The following is a 15,862-nucleotide window of genomic DNA, read 5'->3' on the forward strand; positions in this document are numbered from 1 at the left end:
CTACCACCCTGACTCCAGCACCATATTATAGAATGATTCACCCAAATCATCTTTAATTTTTAAAAGTGAGTCCTTGGGTGTTAGATTTTCTGAAATAGATATCCCATCATTAGACAACCTATTAATTGCAAAGTGCTTATTAATCTGTTCATCACTCAAGTCACCCATAATATTTTCAATATATTTAATCATATCAATACTATGAGTAGCGATAACTACATTTATTCCATTTGTGCTTAAATCATAAAGGCTTTCTACCATTATTTTTTGCCAAGCTGGATGTAAATTTACTTCAGGTTCATCAATGAAAACATAGCTGCCCTTAGCAATAATATTCTTCTTTACCAACAAACCAATTATGCCTAAATTAGTAACACCAGTTGCGGTTAGGTTTAAATTAATATTTTTAGAGCACCCTTTATCTTTAAAATAAATTTCACCTGTATCAGAGATAATAAGCTCTCCTGATAAAGTTTCATTTATTTTATCTTGGATAACATTAGAAAAGCTGGAAACCTCTTCATTTGCCTTGATATCTAAACTCAAAAGTTCCATAAGGTCATAAAAAAACTTTGGAACACCTGTTAGTTCAGATTGAGGTTGTTTAAAGCTAAATAATGAATTTCCTCTTGCTCGTCTTTGAATCTCCATCAAGGGTTTGCGCAACTTCCAATATATTGGAGACTCAACAAAAACTACATTATGTAAAGATTGAAATTCCGCAATTGCATCAGACTTTAAATTAAAGTTAATAGCTTCTTTATCAATTTTAATTTCACCCAATCCATCAATCTTAAATTCAATTAATTCATCTTTTGAGTTATTTGATATCAAGTCTATAAGCGATAAAACCTGAAAGTTTTCTTTCAAATTATTTTTAAATTCTTCATCAAGCTTTCTTGTAAGAATTCTTGCTGGATTTTTTACAGCTTCTTTAAGGGTTTTTATTTGCTTTAATGATAAAGAAACTCTTTCCAAATAATCAGAATATTTCTTTTTATCTTTTAACTCTAGCTGCAATTCTTGTATTGTGTCTTCAATTAACTCAACCTTGCTAGCAATATTTAAATTATTAGCATGTTGCTCCAAAAAAGTTGCTCCACCAAAAGTGGAATTAATTGAATTATCTAAGGCTAACAGTTGACTTTCCAAAATTTCATTAATTTCTTTAATTCTAGAACTTGGATCTTTTGTGACATGGAAACCATAGTGTGAAAGACCATAAATTGAGTTAAATAATTTTTTAACTTCAAGTGTCACATAATCTTTATTAATAGTACTAAAAAATGTGTATAAAGCTTTCGACAAAAAACTTTTACCTGAAGAGTTAGTTCCAGAAATTACAGTAAAAGGAGCCAAATTGACACGAGCATCCTTAATTTTACCGAAATTTTTAACTTCAACTTGAAATTTCATAATTTTTTTAAAAAACACCCATTTGCATATAGGTGATGCTACCATAAAAAAATTCCGATAACATTACTCTAGATTATGATAATAATTTTATAGTCTCTATTTTAGTCAAAACAAAAGCTCCAATTGGAGCTTTTGAAGCTATTTAAAATATATAAATTCTCCAACGTATCATAAATATGCCATACCCCGTGCGCACACTCAAGCGGTTTTTTTAAAAGTTTCAAATACAAAATGCGGGTGTCTGCTTTTGATATAAGCAAGTCCACATTTTAAATCTTGGCGAATTTGGTTCACTGATGTCTCATTACTCACAGCTATATCGCGCAATGAATTGCCTATCACATGATGAGACCAAATTGATGATATCCACTCCTGAAGGATTACATCTTCTACAAGTTGAATATCAAGAAAGAGTCTTTGAATTGCACGTGCTTCGTTGCAGTCTAATTGGCAGCATGTTCCTTTACGGCGTACGCATAGGCGATCTCTAAGAGTCTCATCGGACATATACATTGCAAGCAGACGTTCACGCTGTTGCTGCGTTATTCTTTTTGTTGGCATAGTTTTAACAACCATTACCAAGGTTTCATTGTCGCCATTTATCCAAGCTCCAAGCTGACGACACCATTCTTCAAAACTGTATTTCGACCAATCTGTCGCTTGCATAATCGTTACTGCTGCCGTCATCCCAAATCCCCTACCATCTTCTCTATTTGCTCAATCGCTTTGCCGCTTTTCACTTGCTCGGTGCTAAACCGTATTACCTGATAACCCATCATTGTTGCTGCGTTGTATTTATCTAAATCTGCTAAGTACCCCTTTCCCCTTGTATGCCTACCATTACTCCAGATCCCGCCTTCCACTTCGACCAATATCTTTTTACCCTTCAAATGAAAATCAGCTCTCCATTTACGTGTAGGGTGAAACTTAAACTCCTGCTCAAACTCAATCTTTAAAGCCCTCAGGGCTGTGGCCAATATCACCTCACCCTCACTCTGTACCTTTTCACCTTTAAACTTTGGGCGCTTAGAGCCTCTTTTAGGTTTATTCGCACCGATCATCTTTTTGTATTCAGCAATGGAGTAGCTGCTACTCACTGGCACCTCGGAGGGCTTTATCCAAGTCATATGCCCACAGAGCTGTAGCATTAGTGGCAGCTGCCATTTTTGATGTAATCTTTAATGCTGAATCAATCCGCTTTTGCAACTCATCAATTCTGGCTTGTTGTTCCACCTGAACCTCCCACGACCATTTCCCAACTTCTTCGAATTCGCTCATACACCACCCGCAACATTTACTTTTTTGAACGCCATATGTAATGAGTAATATCGAACGCCTCGCTCATCCGCTGCCGTTACAATCGTTTCTTTAGACCGTTTACCAATACTTATTAAAATGACTTTCAAATCACCTTGAGGATTCCAATTAGCTAGTTTTTTTGCTTCAGCCTCGTCATAAGGAACAACCAAATCACCAACTTTTAATTTCATCCCTTCACCTCAAACAACTGTTTGGCTTTCGCGGTAGGCCGATATCCGCATGGCGTATTTTTATCGCTGTACAAATATCCATAATCTTCAAGTTGAGCCAAATAACGTTGTGCTGAGCGAATACATACACCCGTTTGCTCACTTACTTCCTTTGACCAAATTCGCCCATTTGTTTTAAGTGCTAGTCCAATGATTTGAGCAAAGCAATCAAAGGCGTGTACAAACTTCAGCTTTTTGCGAATAGGCTTGATCATGCTGTAGCCCCCATAAGCGTTCCAGTAAAGCCAACCTGCTTGAGGTATGTTTCCCATTTCTTCGCCTGTGCTGGGTTCATCAACTTGATTTTGATTCGTGATGCCAGTTGTTCGTATGAATCACCCGGTGCGCTGTGCTTACTCGCAAACTCTGGGTGATGGGCAAGTTTCTGTGCAAACGCCGAGATTTGTTTTTCAGTGAGCTGCTTAGGTTCTGCTGCAGGTGTTTTACCGTATCCCGTTTTGGTTTCTTGGGAGTACTTGGTTCGGTATGCATGCAGCAGCCAATCGGCAAAGTAGAAATTCAAAAGTTCATCGCAAATGGTTTTATCTTGGTTGTAAATCTCAAAGGCGCGTTTTTCTCGTTCCACCCATTTCGCTGTCATGAGGGTTTCTGGTTCGATGCTGTCATCGGCCAAAGTAATTTCTTCACGAAGTTTTTTTGAGCAAAGCCAGTCTTTTTTATTTTTAGATTCTAATGAGAGATTCTTTGAAAGATTCCGTGTCCCAACGTTGGGACTGTTTAGCGGAATTGTTGGGACTCTTTCATGGAATTGTTGGAACTGTTCCGTTGTTGGAACTGTTCCACTGTTGGGACTCTTTAAATCACTATCTTCAGTGTTTAAGATTACCGTTGTTGGGATAGTTTCCCGACCCTTTACACCCAATAATTGATAAACTTTGACCTGTTTTGTGCGCCCTTTTCGCTCACCTGTATCGACTATTAAGCCATCTTCTATCAGCTCTTCGATGATTTTAAGCACAGTTTTACGGTCCATTTCGGTATCTTCCACCAACCGCGCCATGCTTGGATAGGCACAATGATCTTCACTTGCTCGGTCGGCAAGTGATAAAAGAACGAGCTTTTTAAGTGGTTTTAAACTGCCGCCTTTCTTTTGTTTCTGGCGTACTTTCCACACCCAAATCGTTGCATCTAAGCTCACAATTCACCTACCTCTTCATTCATCTGAATGAATCGCCCAAACATAAAAATCAGTCCTGCTCGATGCAGGCTTGAAATGATTTCACCTGCATACCAAGCTGAAATGCGATGTTCATTGATCAGCATTTCTATAAATTCGTCACGGGTGACGGCAGCATTCTTTTCATCACCTTTGATTTTGCGTAGGTTCGCCCTACGGATCTCCAACAATCCATCTAATGTACGTAGTGCTGGCTCGTACCATGATTGGAGCTCAATCACCTGTTTATGCTCAGGCTTCTTTTGAATGGCCTTGTTGGTAATCATGGAACCTCCGCTAAGGATTGTTCAGCTAGAGTGAGACGGCGTTTTGCATTGAGCTCAATAGTTGAAGCACTACGAACAAGCTTTTTGTTTAGGGTTAAAATGCCAATACCGATATACACATCCACGGTGTTTTCATAGACTTCCACAACGTTATAAATTTCATCGAAGTTACCTATGACTTCATTAAGTACAACAGCATCACCGATTAAAAAATCTATATTGTCTTCAAGGGCTTGTTGTGCTAAATTCGCGTCATTCATGAAAGTGTACCCTCTGAATTGAATACTAAAGCCCGATCTCAACTCTCGGGCTTTTTTTTGCCTGTTTGGTGTGTTAGATTCAGATCTATGTTCAATTCCACTAGAATGTTTTTGAACTAGAGAGTCTGAGAGTCGAGCCTCAGGCTTTTTTTTAGTTAAATCTTGTGCTAAATTTTGATTGTTCATTTATTCCATCCTAGAGTAATGAATGCTGAAAAAGCCTGATCCCCAAGATCAGGCTTTTTTTGCCCAATTTATGTGCTAGATTCAAATACATATCTGACTCCGCATGGTTGGATATCTTTAAAAGCCTGACGTCAAACTCAGGCTTTTTTTTGGTTAAAAATTGTGCTAAGTTTAAACTATTCATTTAACACCTCTAAAGTTGATGAATATGAAAAGCCTGGTCCCCAAGATCAGGCTTTTTCTTTTTGAGCATTTGCCGTGTACTTCTGCATTTGCTTAAGTGCTGCCTGATCCACGGCGGTAATCAACTCGATCAAGCCCTGGGTAATTTGGTGGATCTCTTCGTATTCCGCTGGTGTAATCACCCCATCCTCGTAAGCCTCATACACAACTCGGTTTGCTTTCCCACTCTTAATGTTGTGCTGCATCATTGCTTCAAAGATTGAAAGTTCATGATGTTTGCTGGCATCACAATCCACTGGCACAAGTGCATAACCCAGCTGATGCGCCCACACCTTTAAAATTTCAGGGTTCTGCGTATACATCATGATAGTTTCAAGCTTCTTTAAGCTCGGTAAGTGATTTGGCATCCCAACGTTTCCGTAGTTGCATATGGTGTTATGCGAATCACCAGTGACCTGAGCAATTTCCTTTGGTGAAATCCCCTGCGTCTGGTTAATCATTTTAAAAATTGCCGTTTGAGCTTCACGGCTTAGTGTTATTTCTTGCATTTGTGAAATCCTTGATTTGTTTCACGTTTCTATAAAACTTTAACCGAGTGATAATTGGTTATGCAGAAATAGGTTGATTTCTTAAATAGTCGAAGTCAGCTTCTGGGCATAACAAGTCGCAAGGGACTTTTCCCTTACTAGCTTTATCAATGCGAATTGCTAGAGGTGCGCCACATTTTTTGTTCACGTAAATAATTTGTTGAAGGTTTCCAACAGTTGTTGAACACTCTTTGGCAAATGCTTCGCGTTCTTCGGATGTGAGTCCCAAAAGGTAGTTTTTAAGCAGCACAACATTTGAGGAAGACATAATAATCTCCTTAATAAATATATTTAGTAAATACTAATTTTAATTACTACTCCTGTCAATGAATCTTTAGTTTTTACGAATTTACTTTTTACTAAAAACTATGTGAAATACTAAATATGGATAAAATTGCACTTAGACGCAGAAACTTGCGCACAGCTATTGACGCTGCTAATAAAAAATTAGGTTTTAAGTCAGATGTCTCTTTTTGCGAGCATTATGATTTAAATGCTAGTCATATCTCTCAGCTCATAAATGGGCATGGGAGCTTTGGGGAACGCGCAGCGAGAAACCTCGAAAAAAAGGTGGGATGGGCTGAGGGGTTACTTGATGAAATTTCAGAAGATCTTGAGACGAGTTCAGCTATAAGTAATAAATTTGAGAGCAATGTTTCCCCACTCGATACCCCTTTACAGGCAATTCCTTTGTTGGATTATGTTCAGGCTGGTTTGTTACATGATGTTGGTTATGATGGCTTAAATCCATTAGGTACTAGCTGGACAACATATAAGAGTGCGCGTCCTGAGTGTGTGTTTTCTCTAAAGGTTGAAGGGACAAGCATGTCTCCAGAATTCCAACCAGGTGATGAGATTGTGGTAGATGGTTCTCTTGAAGCTAAACCGGGTGCCCTTGTCATTGCTCAAGAGATAAAACACGGCGAAGCAAGAACAACCTTTAAAAAATATCGTGTAATTGGTATCAATGAGTTTGGCGTTGATGTCATTGAGCTCGTTCCATTAAATCCAGACTTCCCAACGCTTAACTCAAATCAAATAGATATCTCAATTATTGGCGTTGTTGTCGCTCACAATAGGAAGTTCAAATACTAAACATGCAAAGAATTGAAGTAAATTCTCGCAATATCAGCTACGTGCTTTATCAACACTTCTTATTAACTGTAGTGCTTAGGACTGGTGAGAGGTTTATTTATAGACTTCTTGAAGCTAGTACCTTTAAAGATTTTATTGAAGCAATTGATAAAGATAAATTCTATAAAAGCCAAATTGAGATGAATAAGAAATTTAAAAGAATTCAGCTTTTTGTGTAATAAAAACCCTTAAAGAAGGAAAGCATAATGATCGGAACACTTAATAAATCCAAAACTGCGCTAACAATTAATCGTCAAGAATTTAAATTAGCATTAGAAAAAATTGGTGCAGGAATTGATAAACAAATCGCCTCGCTCAAAAAAGCCAAACAAAGCTACGACCCTGCGGAAATAGCACACGAGGTCATTGGTGAAGTGAATATCTTTGAAGCGATTATTGAAGGCTTTAACGAAGCAGAAAGCACTAATCTAAAACTAGCTGATATAACCAATCTTGAAGCGGCGCAAGGTTGGATAGATGACTTTTTAGGAAAATATTCTGAAACCCAAGCGTGATTTAAGGTTAATAAGAAGAACCTAAGATGAATAAATTTGACTACATGAAACTAGGTATGCTCCTTGTTGCTGTTACCCTTTGTTGGGCTTCAATGATTTTTTAAATTGCGAACCCGACGCAGCTCCTTAGAAGAGATCGGATGAAAGGGTGCGACAACTGTTGTCAAACTCATAATGAAACTAAAAATGCAGACTGTTAAACTATGACAATAACCAGCGCAGAACTGATTGATGATGAAGATATGACAGAGAAATTCCATGTTGTTTATGATGGTAGTGCCTTAGATGAGCATCTCATGGATGTGCGAGATCTTGCACCTGCAATGATGGCTATTAGCGACCTTCTTATTCATGCAAATCAGGAAATCAATGGTGATAAGCTAAAAATAGAGCTAAAAGTTAAAGCTAATTTTAAAGCTGGAAGCTTCGGTATTGAGTTTCATGAGATTTTAACTTGGTATCACCAAATTAGAGACATTCTTACTGGCCCAAATGCTACAGCACTTGCAAATGCTGGCGGATTATTGGCTTTAATTGGAATGTTTAAAGGGTCTAAGTCTGGGCTTATACAGCTTTATCAAAACCTAAAAGGAAAACCACCGGTTAAAGTTGAGGAGGATGTAGATGGTGTTAAAGTCTATTATTCTGAAACTGAATTTGAATTAGTTGATAAGCGCGTATTGAGATTATATCGAAATAAGGCTATAGCGTCCGACATTAATAAAATGCTTGAGCCGCTATCAAAAGATGGTATTGATTCTTTTTACGTTGTCAGAGATGAAGACAAAGATCAGGTTGAATTACTCATCGACAAAGCTGATGTTGATTTCTTCCAGTATCAAGAAATTGAAGATGATTTGAATTTTGAAATTTCAGAAACGTATATTCAAATTGAATCAGTTTCGTTTAAAGAAAAGAACAAATGGAAATTCAGTAACGGTAAATTTTTCTTCAATGCAAACATTACGGATGAAGACTTCCTTGCAAAAATTGATTCTGGAGAGTTGAGATTTGGAAAAGGTGATATTTTGAAAGTTAAGTTAAAAACCGTGCAAACAATTGCTCACAACAAACTCAAATCAGACTATGAAGTAATTAAAGTTATTGAACACAAAATAATAAAAAAAGAGCAGGAAAATTTAGGAATTTAATAATCTATTAACTCCTCCCAACCCACCCCGGCGGTGGGTTTTCTTTTTAAAAAATCCATACTTTCCCTGATATTATGAAGTTGAGACTCTGCACCAACATTGTTCTCAATCATTCATAAATATCGGAGAAAATATGAAACCTGAAATTATAGAAGCCCTAGCGTTAGAGCTTACAAAAGCCACAATTGAAAATTTTGACCCATTAATTATTGATAAAACAAGTGCTGAAACTTGGATCAAGGTATACAACGAAAGCCTTGCTGAAATTAAGGCTGAGCTTAGTAAAAATCGAGTGCCCTTAAAGCCATCCACAGCTGGATCGCGCACGTTTTAATCACAAGTCTTAGCTGTAACATAGCAACCATTCTTCTTTGAGAAATCTTGAAGAATGGCTTTTAATTCTGCTGCGTATTTAAACGGCACCTCAAGAGTTACGGCAGCAATTTGTTTTCCATATATTGCTATTTCTGCCGCATCCACCTGTTTTTCTAAATCCTCAGGCTTCACGCCATTCAGCAATAGTTTTTCAACAAATTGCTTGCGCCATTCAAGTAGCTCATCTGAAAGATTCATTTTCATCACCTTTTTGATGTTGGGTTTTCTTTTGTCTATCTTATCATTTACTAAATTTTTTACTAATTTTATTTAGCATAACTATTGACTAATTATTTAGTAAATACTAAATTATATCTCACAGACATTAAAAAGCCCCGATGACTTTGGACGGCTATCAGGGCTTTTGCAAATTGCGAGATCAATTATGAACAAAACCTTATCCCCTTTCAATACCATCAAGATATCTCTTGGTGTAGCTGCGGTAACAATAGGCGTGCTTAGCTGTGGGTTTAAAACAGCACCACAAGCTGCACAACCAATAGTTGCCAACGTAGCCCCATCCGAATATCAACTCCTTGCATTACATATGACTGGTGAAAACCACGGCGAAGCTGTTATTCGTTTAGATGGTTTCCGTGTTACTGCACGCTTTGAAGTTGAAGCATTTGAAGACAGCTACGGCGTACCGGGTAGTGAATTCACTGCTGTAGACGTAACCAATCTAGACAAAGTGACCGTTTCAGATGCCTTAGGCAATCCATATAACGACTTCACAGATCACATTGACCATCAGAACTTCAATGCCCTCATCAAAGGCTATATCGAAAAACACCGTTTAGTGGAGGCAGGCTAATGACTACTTCTACTCAAAAGTTTTCTGAGTTCATCAGCCAAGATGACGAAGGCAACATTCGTATGCGTCTCGGTCATTCAACCTACTTTGAAAAAGGTCGCCATATCTATGTGGCCAATAAGGATGGTACCGAACAGTTAATCACGCTTGAGGTTCATGCTGCTAAACCTTGGATCCGTGAAAACTTTGAACGTGAACGAGCTTTTCAGCAAAGGAAAACCATGGCTATTCGTCTTCAGAAATCACTCACACGTACTTATCCAAAATCATTTAAACGAGCTAAAGGCTCACTGTTCTGGGCATAAGGGGAAATTTGATATGTCTACACTTCAACAGATTCAACTTGAACTTAAAGCGCCAAAGAGCAAACGCAATACTTTTGGTAACTACAACTACCGAAACTGCGAAGACATCCTTGAAGCAGTTAAGCCTTTACTTCAAAAGCATAATGCCACACTGGTCATCACCGATGACGTGACTGAGGTTGGCGGTGTAGTGATTGTCACTGCCAATGTAGTTTTTACTGATGCAGACGGCAAACAGACCATTGTTAAAGCCCATGCAGGTGTGGAAATTAGCAAGAAAGGTATGGATGTAGCACAGACCTTTGGTGCTTCAAGTTCATATGCTCGGAAGTATGCTTTGAATGGCCTATTCCTGATTGACGACACTAAAGACTATGACTCGGATGAATATCACAACCAAGTCAACAACAGCACCAAAAATCAAAATCAGTCCAACAACCAGCAGCGGACACAGCAACAAGGCCAAAACAGACAACAAGCCAACCAGTCGCAGAATAACAACACTCAGCAACCGAGCTTGCACGATCGCTATAACGCAGCCTTAGAGTCCATTCGTCATGCCAAGAAAGCAGCCACTCTTGATAAAGCTTTAGAGACCTTTAATGGCACTCAGTACTTTGCAGGTATTTCAAAAGCTTGCCAAGCAAGAGCGGATCAAATGGGTTGGACTCCAGCGAATCAAAACCAACAGCAAGCTTTACACCACTAAATTTAGAAGGATAAGAATATGAACATTTTAAATGGTACTGAAGCTTTTGAAGCAATGATGGCTGGGCGAAATATCATGTGCCGCGCTGCAGGTGAATTAATCGCTTTTGATGATTTGGACCAGTTCCCTGCCACTGTTTTTGCTAAACCGGGTTATGAGTTTTGCATCAAGATCGACACTATCGAAGTTGCGGGCATTACTTTTACAAAACCACTAAATGATGATGAAGTTGAGCATGGTGATGATATTTATATTGTTCAGGCCAATGGCGAGATACATCACCATAAATACCAAGTCTGTCATGAAGCAATAAATCAATCTGTCGCACGTGGCTTTGCGCAACGCGATCTAGCTAACGCACAGCTACAGGCAGAGGCATTCTGTAAACTCTTTGACCGTGAATATCGCCAAGCCGATATTGTTGAATTTACTGAAATGAATGCTCCACCAAAACAAAAACGTGGACGTAAAGCCAAAGAAAAGGATGCAGAGGAAAGTAAACCTGAACTCGAGGCAGCGGATACAGCCTCAATTCCTGTAGAAAAAAAGACATCAGATGAATCTAATGATCTACAAGTGGGTGAACTTAAGCGATTACAGCAAAATGCCGAGCAACTACTTCAAACTCAAAATAGCAATAATGAACAGCATCAAAGTCTATTAAACGGATTACTGGAGCGTGCCGCAAGTGCTCAATCACCTGCAGAAGCAAATGCACTAGTTAGATACACCAGTGAATGGTCAGAAGAGCAACGTAAACCTCTGCTAACTGCTATTCACAATCGTTTAAATGAGCTCAGCGCTTCCACAGCAGGTAGTGAAGAGCAACCACCATCATTGATGGTACAAATCGAAAATGCCAAAGATTTAACTGAATTAGATTGTTTGGAAATTAAGGTGTATAGCCGCCACCCTGAGATCCAACCAAAGTTGATGGGCTCTGTGAAGCGACGTCGATTTGAGCTGGAGAATCAATCTAGTGAGGTGGCTTCATGAAGTATGAATACTCCACCTTAACCCGAACACTCACAGTGTTCGGGGTGAAAATGACGCATATTTTTGACAAGGTGAACGCCAGTGAAATTGATGCATTAGTTATTAATGCAAAGCTAAAAGAAGCACGCTGGAGAGACAGAAAATGACTAACCTCCAACACATCGCCCAAGACCTTGCCGAAGAATTTGCTCCACTCGTTATAGGCCAGACAGGTACAACCAAAACATTCACGGCGGAGCAAGCCTCTGCCCTTTATCACAGTCTTGTTCATTTCGGATATCAAGACAAAATTGCAAATCAAGTAACAGTTAAACATAAGGAGGGACTATGAATAAGTTTGAAGGAATGACTATTAAGGAGGCACTTCGTTCACGCCCAGTACTAAAAACTCCCGACTTAGAGGAAATATTTGGTAGGTCGTCACGAACTCTAAACCGTTGGCAAGATGGCAAACTTTACGAAAACCCTATGCCTAAACCGTTTTCTGAATGCAGAGGCGCAGGAAATAACTATGATTCTGGCAAACTTTTGGGTTGGTATGAGTCGTGGCCACTACAAAAAAAAGCGCTAGTTATCTAGCGCTTCATTCTTCCAAATCGATTCCAGCCTATCCACCCACTTCTCGTACGCTTCAGTCTGCTCAGATAGATAATCATGCTTATCGTATGTACCCCATATCTTTGGAAGCGCATGCCCCAACATGATTTCACAAACGTGAGGCTGTGCAATCGTTGACATATTGGTACGCATAGTTCTGCGAAGATCATGTACAGACCAGTGCTCCAGATCAACACCTTTATGCCTCTTAAGCCATTGGAAAATGTTGTTTGGCATTGTGAGATGGGATGTCTCACCTAGCGGCCTTGTAGTCCCATCAATTGTAAACAAGTACTCAGAACCTTGGCTGAATTCCATTGCTTCTAGTAAGTAGGGTTTAATATTTTCCGTAATTGGCCTTAAGATCGGCTTTTTACTTTTCTTCCCTGTTTTATGATTTTCAGGAGGAACGGTCCATATCATCTCTTTTAAATCAAAATGAGATTTTTTAGCAAGCTTAAGCTCACCCACACGGCAGCCGTAGATAACCAATAGTGTTAGAAACAGCTTATTTTTATAAGTCATCTTGGTTCGCTTTAGGGCATACCAAGTTAAATAGATTTCCTTGTCACTCAGCGTTCGTTCTTTTACGCCTTTTTCAATACGCAGGTCATGCTTGGCTGAAACATTCATTAGGTGATTGACTGAGATTAAACCGCGCTTCTGCCCCCACTTGAGGCACTGGTTTGCATTAATCAAAAGACGGGCAGAAATGGAAGGTGATTTCTTTGCTACATCCTCCAGTAGTGAAAGCCACTGATATGCGCTTATATCATCACTATTCTGTTTTCCAATATTTGGAAGCACGTATATCTCAAAAGAGCGCTTTATCTCATTATGACTAGATTTATTGGGTACACAGAATTTCTCATACCATTCATAAAACAAAGTCTCTAGTGTGTATGCATCTCTAATACTCACCTTCTCTTTCAGTCTTACCTGTTTTGGATCAAGCCCTTTTTCAAGTTCTGCTCTAAGACGATCTGATTCTACGCGTGCATTTTTCAATGTTAAATTTGGATATGAGCCAAGATCTAGTCGATGCTGCTTGCCGTTATACCTGTAGCGTAGTTGAAAGACGATTTTACCTTTTGGAGTAATACGAACACTCATGGCATCGCGATCGGCGAACTCTTCTATTTTTTCTCTGTCTTTACCAAGTTGAGCTTTTAGCCAAGCTTCTGAAATCGCCATATATCACCATGTACACACTAGACCCATCAAACTTGTGCCATATTCCTATTTATGTACACGTTTGTGTACATATTTAGCTTGGCTCATAGTTTCCATTAGTGTTTCATTGTGTCTTATAGTGACGCATAAAAAAAGCCTAATTAAAGGCTTTTATTGAGTTTCATGGCTTAATGCGTCGAGTTGTGTCTTATAGCTTCTTAATGTCAGTCATAAATGTGAGCAATAATACTGAAATTACGGATATTTTTAATATCAACAGATTTTTTAGCTTGCGCCATGGGCTACCTTGAACAAAATGAAGCGTTATGCAGACAAATTTCGATGCACAACAAAAGCCGAATAGAAATTGCGAAGGATTATAACAGATGGTTTTTTTAAAGTATCCATATTAATACGCTTCCTTTTCACAACTCTGACGCTTTTTTACGTGTTTTCGCTTTTCACTGAGTTTTTTGAATAATCCATTGAAAAATCTAGGGCATTCACATCTTTTGCAAGCGGTTGGTAAGCTTGGGTAAAACTGGGTGACATACGTTTCGCGCGTCCTGTTTCAATCTCTACACAAGCCCACTTGGTTTGAGCAACAAATAAAATGCTATTGTCTTTGGGTCTATAAAATACATATTGGCGTGATGAATATAATGCGTTTATATCGTCAAACCATGTGCGTAAGATTATTTCATCCTCTTTAAATGCAGCTTTTCGGTACTGCACATGATGCTCAACCGCAACCATGGCATGTTTTAACTCGATATATTCTTTTAAGCCTAAACCCAGTGCATCAATATGTGCTGTTGCGACATCCTGCATCCAATGCATATAAACCACGTTATTCACATGGCCTAACTGGTCGATATGTTCTGCTTGTACCTGAAGTCTTAAGTCAAAAATACTACTCATAAACACTCTATTGAATCTAAATATCCTTATGAAGATGGCAGTGTACGCAAATAACAGGCATCATCAAATTGCAAAAAATAAAAAACCACTCCAAAGAGTGGTTTTTTTCGCTTATTGGATGCGCATCCCTAAAATGGCTGGTGTGCCTTGTCGGATGATTCCAACGCGGGCAACCTGACCTTTTTTCAATTCAGATGCCGCTTGGACAAAATCATTGGTGTCCTTTACTACTTTATTATTAATGTGAGTGACCACATCACCAGCCGCCATGCCTGACTGTGCTGCTGCGCCGCCGCGTTTCACTTCTTGAATTAACACACCACCTTTCACATTGAGCTGTGACAATTCAGCAGGTGCTAAATTTCGGATAGCAATGCCTAATACAGGCCCTTTACTTTGTGTAGCTGCATCGGATTTTGCTGGTGTATCATCCGGCGCGGTGGTTAATGTTGCCGATATATTCCGCTTTTTATCATCACGCAGTACTTCAAGCTGTACCGTTTGATTTGGCATGGTACGATTTAAGTAGTTCAATAACTCAGAGGTACGTGAAATCGGCGTTCCATTGAATTTTAAAATAATATCGCCTGCTTTTAGTCCCGCTTTCTGCGCAGGTGAATTCGGCTGAACATTGGTAATCAGTGAACCTTCAGGTTTCGGCAAATTATAAGACTCTGCCAAATTGCGGTCTAGATCTTGTAGATTAAAGCCTAAATAAGAACGCGTAACTTTGCCTGTTTTCTTAAGTTGGTCAGCAATATCCATTGCGACATCAATGGGAATCGAGAAAGATAGCCCCATATAACCGCCCGTACCACTGAAGATACGCGAGTTCACACCAACCACTTCACCCTGTTGGTTGAATAACGGACCGCCTGAGTTTCCTGGATTGAGAGCCACATCGGTTTGAATGAAAGGTACCGATGTCTCTCCCATCATATTACGCATTTTCGCACTCACGATTCCCGCTGAAGCAGAGTAGTCGAAACCAAACGGTGAACCGATCGCAAGCACAGGTTCGCCTACGCGCAGTTGATCAACATTGCCTGCACGGAGTGATGGAAAATTCGTACCATTCACCTTAAGCAATGCCACATCGGTTCGTTCATCACTACCTACTACAGTCGCATCCAGTTCACGACGGTCATTAAACATAATCGTGACTTTCGATGCATCTTCTACGACGTGGTGGTTTGTCAGTAAATAACCATCTTTACTAATAAAAAATGCGCTGCCATAAGCCGTTTTTTCTTGCGGCGCTTGCTGCTGTGGGATAATGACTTGATTACCAAAAAAACGCTTCAAAATCTCAGGTATTTGCTGCTGCAGTAACTCTTCTTGAGTCATCTTTTTAACCACATTGACACTCACTACAGCAGGGCTGACTTGCTCAACCAAGTTTGAGAAATCAACAGGTGCTGCTTGTGTTTGCACCGTAGCCATTGTGCATGCAACAGCAAAAAAACCAGTTTGTATCGCGCGACTTTTCATATCAAGTATTGACCTATATGTTTGTTATCAATTTATGTATTAGCGTTTTTAGCATA

27 protein-coding genes are annotated in these 15,862 nt (G+C 39.2%); 12 read left to right on the forward strand and 15 right to left on the reverse strand.

The window, feature by feature from the left end; translation table 11 throughout:
- From JZ787_RS00505 to JZ787_RS00555, 11 genes are all read right to left on the reverse strand, one after another.
- On the reverse strand, positions 1–1,461 hold the full coding sequence (locus JZ787_RS00505) for an AAA family ATPase (protein ID WP_346311392.1): 1,461 nt from the start codon (positions 1,459–1,461) through the stop codon (positions 1–3).
- Between the two features lie 153 nt (positions 1,462–1,614).
- The gene (locus tag JZ787_RS00510; protein WP_346311393.1) at positions 1,615–2,103 is read right to left on the reverse strand and encodes a hypothetical protein; all 489 of its coding nucleotides are present in this window, start codon (positions 2,101–2,103) and stop codon (positions 1,615–1,617) included.
- On the reverse strand, positions 2,100–2,477 hold the full coding sequence (locus JZ787_RS00515; protein WP_346311678.1) for a DUF559 domain-containing protein: 378 nt from the start codon (positions 2,475–2,477) through the stop codon (positions 2,100–2,102). The genes JZ787_RS00510 and JZ787_RS00515 overlap by 4 nt, the downstream gene beginning before the upstream one ends.
- A 28-nt stretch (positions 2,478–2,505) precedes the next feature.
- Complete coding sequence (locus tag JZ787_RS00520) at positions 2,506–2,694, reverse strand: hypothetical protein (protein ID WP_259233564.1); 189 nt, start codon at positions 2,692–2,694, stop codon at positions 2,506–2,508.
- Positions 2,691–2,906: a hypothetical protein gene (locus tag JZ787_RS00525; protein WP_346311394.1), complete on the reverse strand. Its 216-nt coding sequence runs from the start codon at positions 2,904–2,906 to the stop codon at positions 2,691–2,693. The genes JZ787_RS00520 and JZ787_RS00525 overlap by 4 nt, the downstream gene beginning before the upstream one ends.
- Positions 2,903–3,160 carry a hypothetical protein gene (locus JZ787_RS00530; protein ID WP_339400589.1) on the reverse strand — a complete coding sequence of 86 codons (258 nt, stop codon included), beginning with the start codon at positions 3,158–3,160 and terminating at the stop codon, positions 2,903–2,905. The genes JZ787_RS00525 and JZ787_RS00530 overlap by 4 nt, the downstream gene beginning before the upstream one ends.
- On the reverse strand, positions 3,157–4,104 hold the full coding sequence (locus JZ787_RS00535) for a helix-turn-helix domain-containing protein (protein ID WP_346311395.1): 948 nt from the start codon (positions 4,102–4,104) through the stop codon (positions 3,157–3,159). Before JZ787_RS00535 ends, JZ787_RS00530 begins: the two co-directional genes overlap by 4 nt.
- Positions 4,101–4,409, reverse strand: a complete 309-nt coding sequence (locus tag JZ787_RS00540) for a hypothetical protein (protein WP_346311396.1) — start codon at positions 4,407–4,409, stop codon at positions 4,101–4,103. The genes JZ787_RS00535 and JZ787_RS00540 overlap by 4 nt, the downstream gene beginning before the upstream one ends.
- Positions 4,406–4,855 (reverse strand): hypothetical protein, encoded by a 450-nt coding sequence (locus JZ787_RS00545; RefSeq protein ID WP_234951820.1) that lies wholly within the window; start codon positions 4,853–4,855, stop codon positions 4,406–4,408. The genes JZ787_RS00540 and JZ787_RS00545 overlap by 4 nt, the downstream gene beginning before the upstream one ends.
- A gap of 230 nt (positions 4,856–5,085) precedes the next feature.
- Entirely contained in the window at positions 5,086–5,586 is a 501-nt protein-coding gene (locus JZ787_RS00550) for a phage regulatory CII family protein (RefSeq protein ID WP_346311397.1), read from the reverse strand.
- A gap of 58 nt (positions 5,587–5,644) precedes the next feature.
- The gene (locus JZ787_RS00555; RefSeq protein WP_346311398.1) at positions 5,645–5,893 is read right to left on the reverse strand and encodes a hypothetical protein; all 249 of its coding nucleotides are present in this window, start codon (positions 5,891–5,893) and stop codon (positions 5,645–5,647) included.
- A gap of 116 nt (positions 5,894–6,009) precedes the next feature.
- On the opposite strand from JZ787_RS00555, the gene JZ787_RS00560 reads away from it, so the two are divergent.
- The 5 genes from JZ787_RS00560 to JZ787_RS00580 all read left to right on the forward strand — a co-directional run bounded on the left by JZ787_RS00560 (position 6,010) and on the right by JZ787_RS00580 (position 8,759).
- Entirely contained in the window at positions 6,010–6,720 is a 711-nt protein-coding gene (locus JZ787_RS00560; protein ID WP_346311399.1) for a S24 family peptidase, read from the forward strand.
- Between the two features lie 2 nt (positions 6,721–6,722).
- A complete protein-coding gene (locus JZ787_RS00565) occupies positions 6,723–6,938 on the forward strand; it encodes a hypothetical protein (protein WP_346311400.1) in 216 nt (71 codons plus the stop codon).
- A gap of 27 nt (positions 6,939–6,965) precedes the next feature.
- Positions 6,966–7,274: a hypothetical protein gene (locus JZ787_RS00570; protein ID WP_346311401.1), complete on the forward strand. Its 309-nt coding sequence runs from the start codon at positions 6,966–6,968 to the stop codon at positions 7,272–7,274.
- 203 nt (positions 7,275–7,477) lie between these two features.
- Positions 7,478–8,425, forward strand: a complete 948-nt coding sequence (locus tag JZ787_RS00575) for a hypothetical protein (protein WP_346311402.1) — start codon at positions 7,478–7,480, stop codon at positions 8,423–8,425.
- Positions 8,426–8,558: 133 nt separating this feature from the next.
- Entirely contained in the window at positions 8,559–8,759 is a 201-nt protein-coding gene (locus JZ787_RS00580) for a hypothetical protein (RefSeq protein ID WP_346311403.1), read from the forward strand.
- On the opposite strand, the gene JZ787_RS00585 is transcribed toward JZ787_RS00580, so the two are convergent.
- Positions 8,756–8,998 carry a hypothetical protein gene (locus JZ787_RS00585; protein WP_346311404.1) on the reverse strand — a complete coding sequence of 81 codons (243 nt, stop codon included), beginning with the start codon at positions 8,996–8,998 and terminating at the stop codon, positions 8,756–8,758. The two genes, JZ787_RS00580 and JZ787_RS00585, sit on opposite strands and share 4 nt — an antisense overlap.
- A gap of 187 nt (positions 8,999–9,185) precedes the next feature.
- Between JZ787_RS00585 and JZ787_RS00590 the strand changes: the two genes are divergently transcribed.
- From JZ787_RS00590 to JZ787_RS00620, 7 genes are read left to right on the forward strand one after another with little or no spacing between them, the layout of a single operon-like run.
- Complete coding sequence (locus JZ787_RS00590; protein ID WP_346311405.1) at positions 9,186–9,614, forward strand: hypothetical protein; 429 nt, start codon at positions 9,186–9,188, stop codon at positions 9,612–9,614.
- On the forward strand, positions 9,614–9,919 hold the full coding sequence (locus tag JZ787_RS00595) for a hypothetical protein (protein WP_346311406.1): 306 nt from the start codon (positions 9,614–9,616) through the stop codon (positions 9,917–9,919). The genes JZ787_RS00590 and JZ787_RS00595 overlap by 1 nt, the downstream gene beginning before the upstream one ends.
- Before the next feature lie 13 nt (positions 9,920–9,932).
- The gene (locus JZ787_RS00600; protein ID WP_346311407.1) at positions 9,933–10,628 is read left to right on the forward strand and encodes an ERF family protein; all 696 of its coding nucleotides are present in this window, start codon (positions 9,933–9,935) and stop codon (positions 10,626–10,628) included.
- Between the two features lie 18 nt (positions 10,629–10,646).
- Complete coding sequence (locus tag JZ787_RS00605; RefSeq protein ID WP_346311408.1) at positions 10,647–11,624, forward strand: hypothetical protein; 978 nt, start codon at positions 10,647–10,649, stop codon at positions 11,622–11,624.
- Positions 11,621–11,770: a hypothetical protein gene (locus tag JZ787_RS00610; protein WP_346311409.1), complete on the forward strand. Its 150-nt coding sequence runs from the start codon at positions 11,621–11,623 to the stop codon at positions 11,768–11,770. Before JZ787_RS00605 ends, JZ787_RS00610 begins: the two co-directional genes overlap by 4 nt.
- Positions 11,767–11,955, forward strand: a complete 189-nt coding sequence (locus JZ787_RS00615; RefSeq protein WP_259233549.1) for a hypothetical protein — start codon at positions 11,767–11,769, stop codon at positions 11,953–11,955. The genes JZ787_RS00610 and JZ787_RS00615 overlap by 4 nt, the downstream gene beginning before the upstream one ends.
- A complete protein-coding gene (locus tag JZ787_RS00620; protein ID WP_259233548.1) occupies positions 11,952–12,203 on the forward strand; it encodes a hypothetical protein in 252 nt (83 codons plus the stop codon). Before JZ787_RS00615 ends, JZ787_RS00620 begins: the two co-directional genes overlap by 4 nt.
- Here JZ787_RS00620 and JZ787_RS00625 read toward each other — a convergent pair.
- The 3 genes from JZ787_RS00625 to JZ787_RS00635 all read right to left on the reverse strand — a co-directional run bounded on the left by JZ787_RS00625 (position 12,192) and on the right by JZ787_RS00635 (position 15,806).
- Positions 12,192–13,415 (reverse strand): site-specific integrase, encoded by a 1,224-nt coding sequence (locus tag JZ787_RS00625; RefSeq protein ID WP_339400584.1) that lies wholly within the window; start codon positions 13,413–13,415, stop codon positions 12,192–12,194. The two genes, JZ787_RS00620 and JZ787_RS00625, sit on opposite strands and share 12 nt — an antisense overlap.
- Before the next feature lie 423 nt (positions 13,416–13,838).
- Positions 13,839–14,315 carry a thioesterase family protein gene (locus tag JZ787_RS00630; RefSeq protein WP_346311410.1) on the reverse strand — a complete coding sequence of 159 codons (477 nt, stop codon included), beginning with the start codon at positions 14,313–14,315 and terminating at the stop codon, positions 13,839–13,841.
- Between the two features lie 111 nt (positions 14,316–14,426).
- A complete protein-coding gene (locus JZ787_RS00635; RefSeq protein WP_279746613.1) occupies positions 14,427–15,806 on the reverse strand; it encodes a Do family serine endopeptidase in 1,380 nt (459 codons plus the stop codon).
- Positions 15,807–15,862: the final 56 nt, after the last annotated feature.

It is taken from the genome of Acinetobacter sp. BWR-L5 (assembly GCF_039655985.1).
GTDB classification, from domain to species: Bacteria; Pseudomonadota; Gammaproteobacteria; order Pseudomonadales; family Moraxellaceae; genus Acinetobacter; species Acinetobacter johnsonii.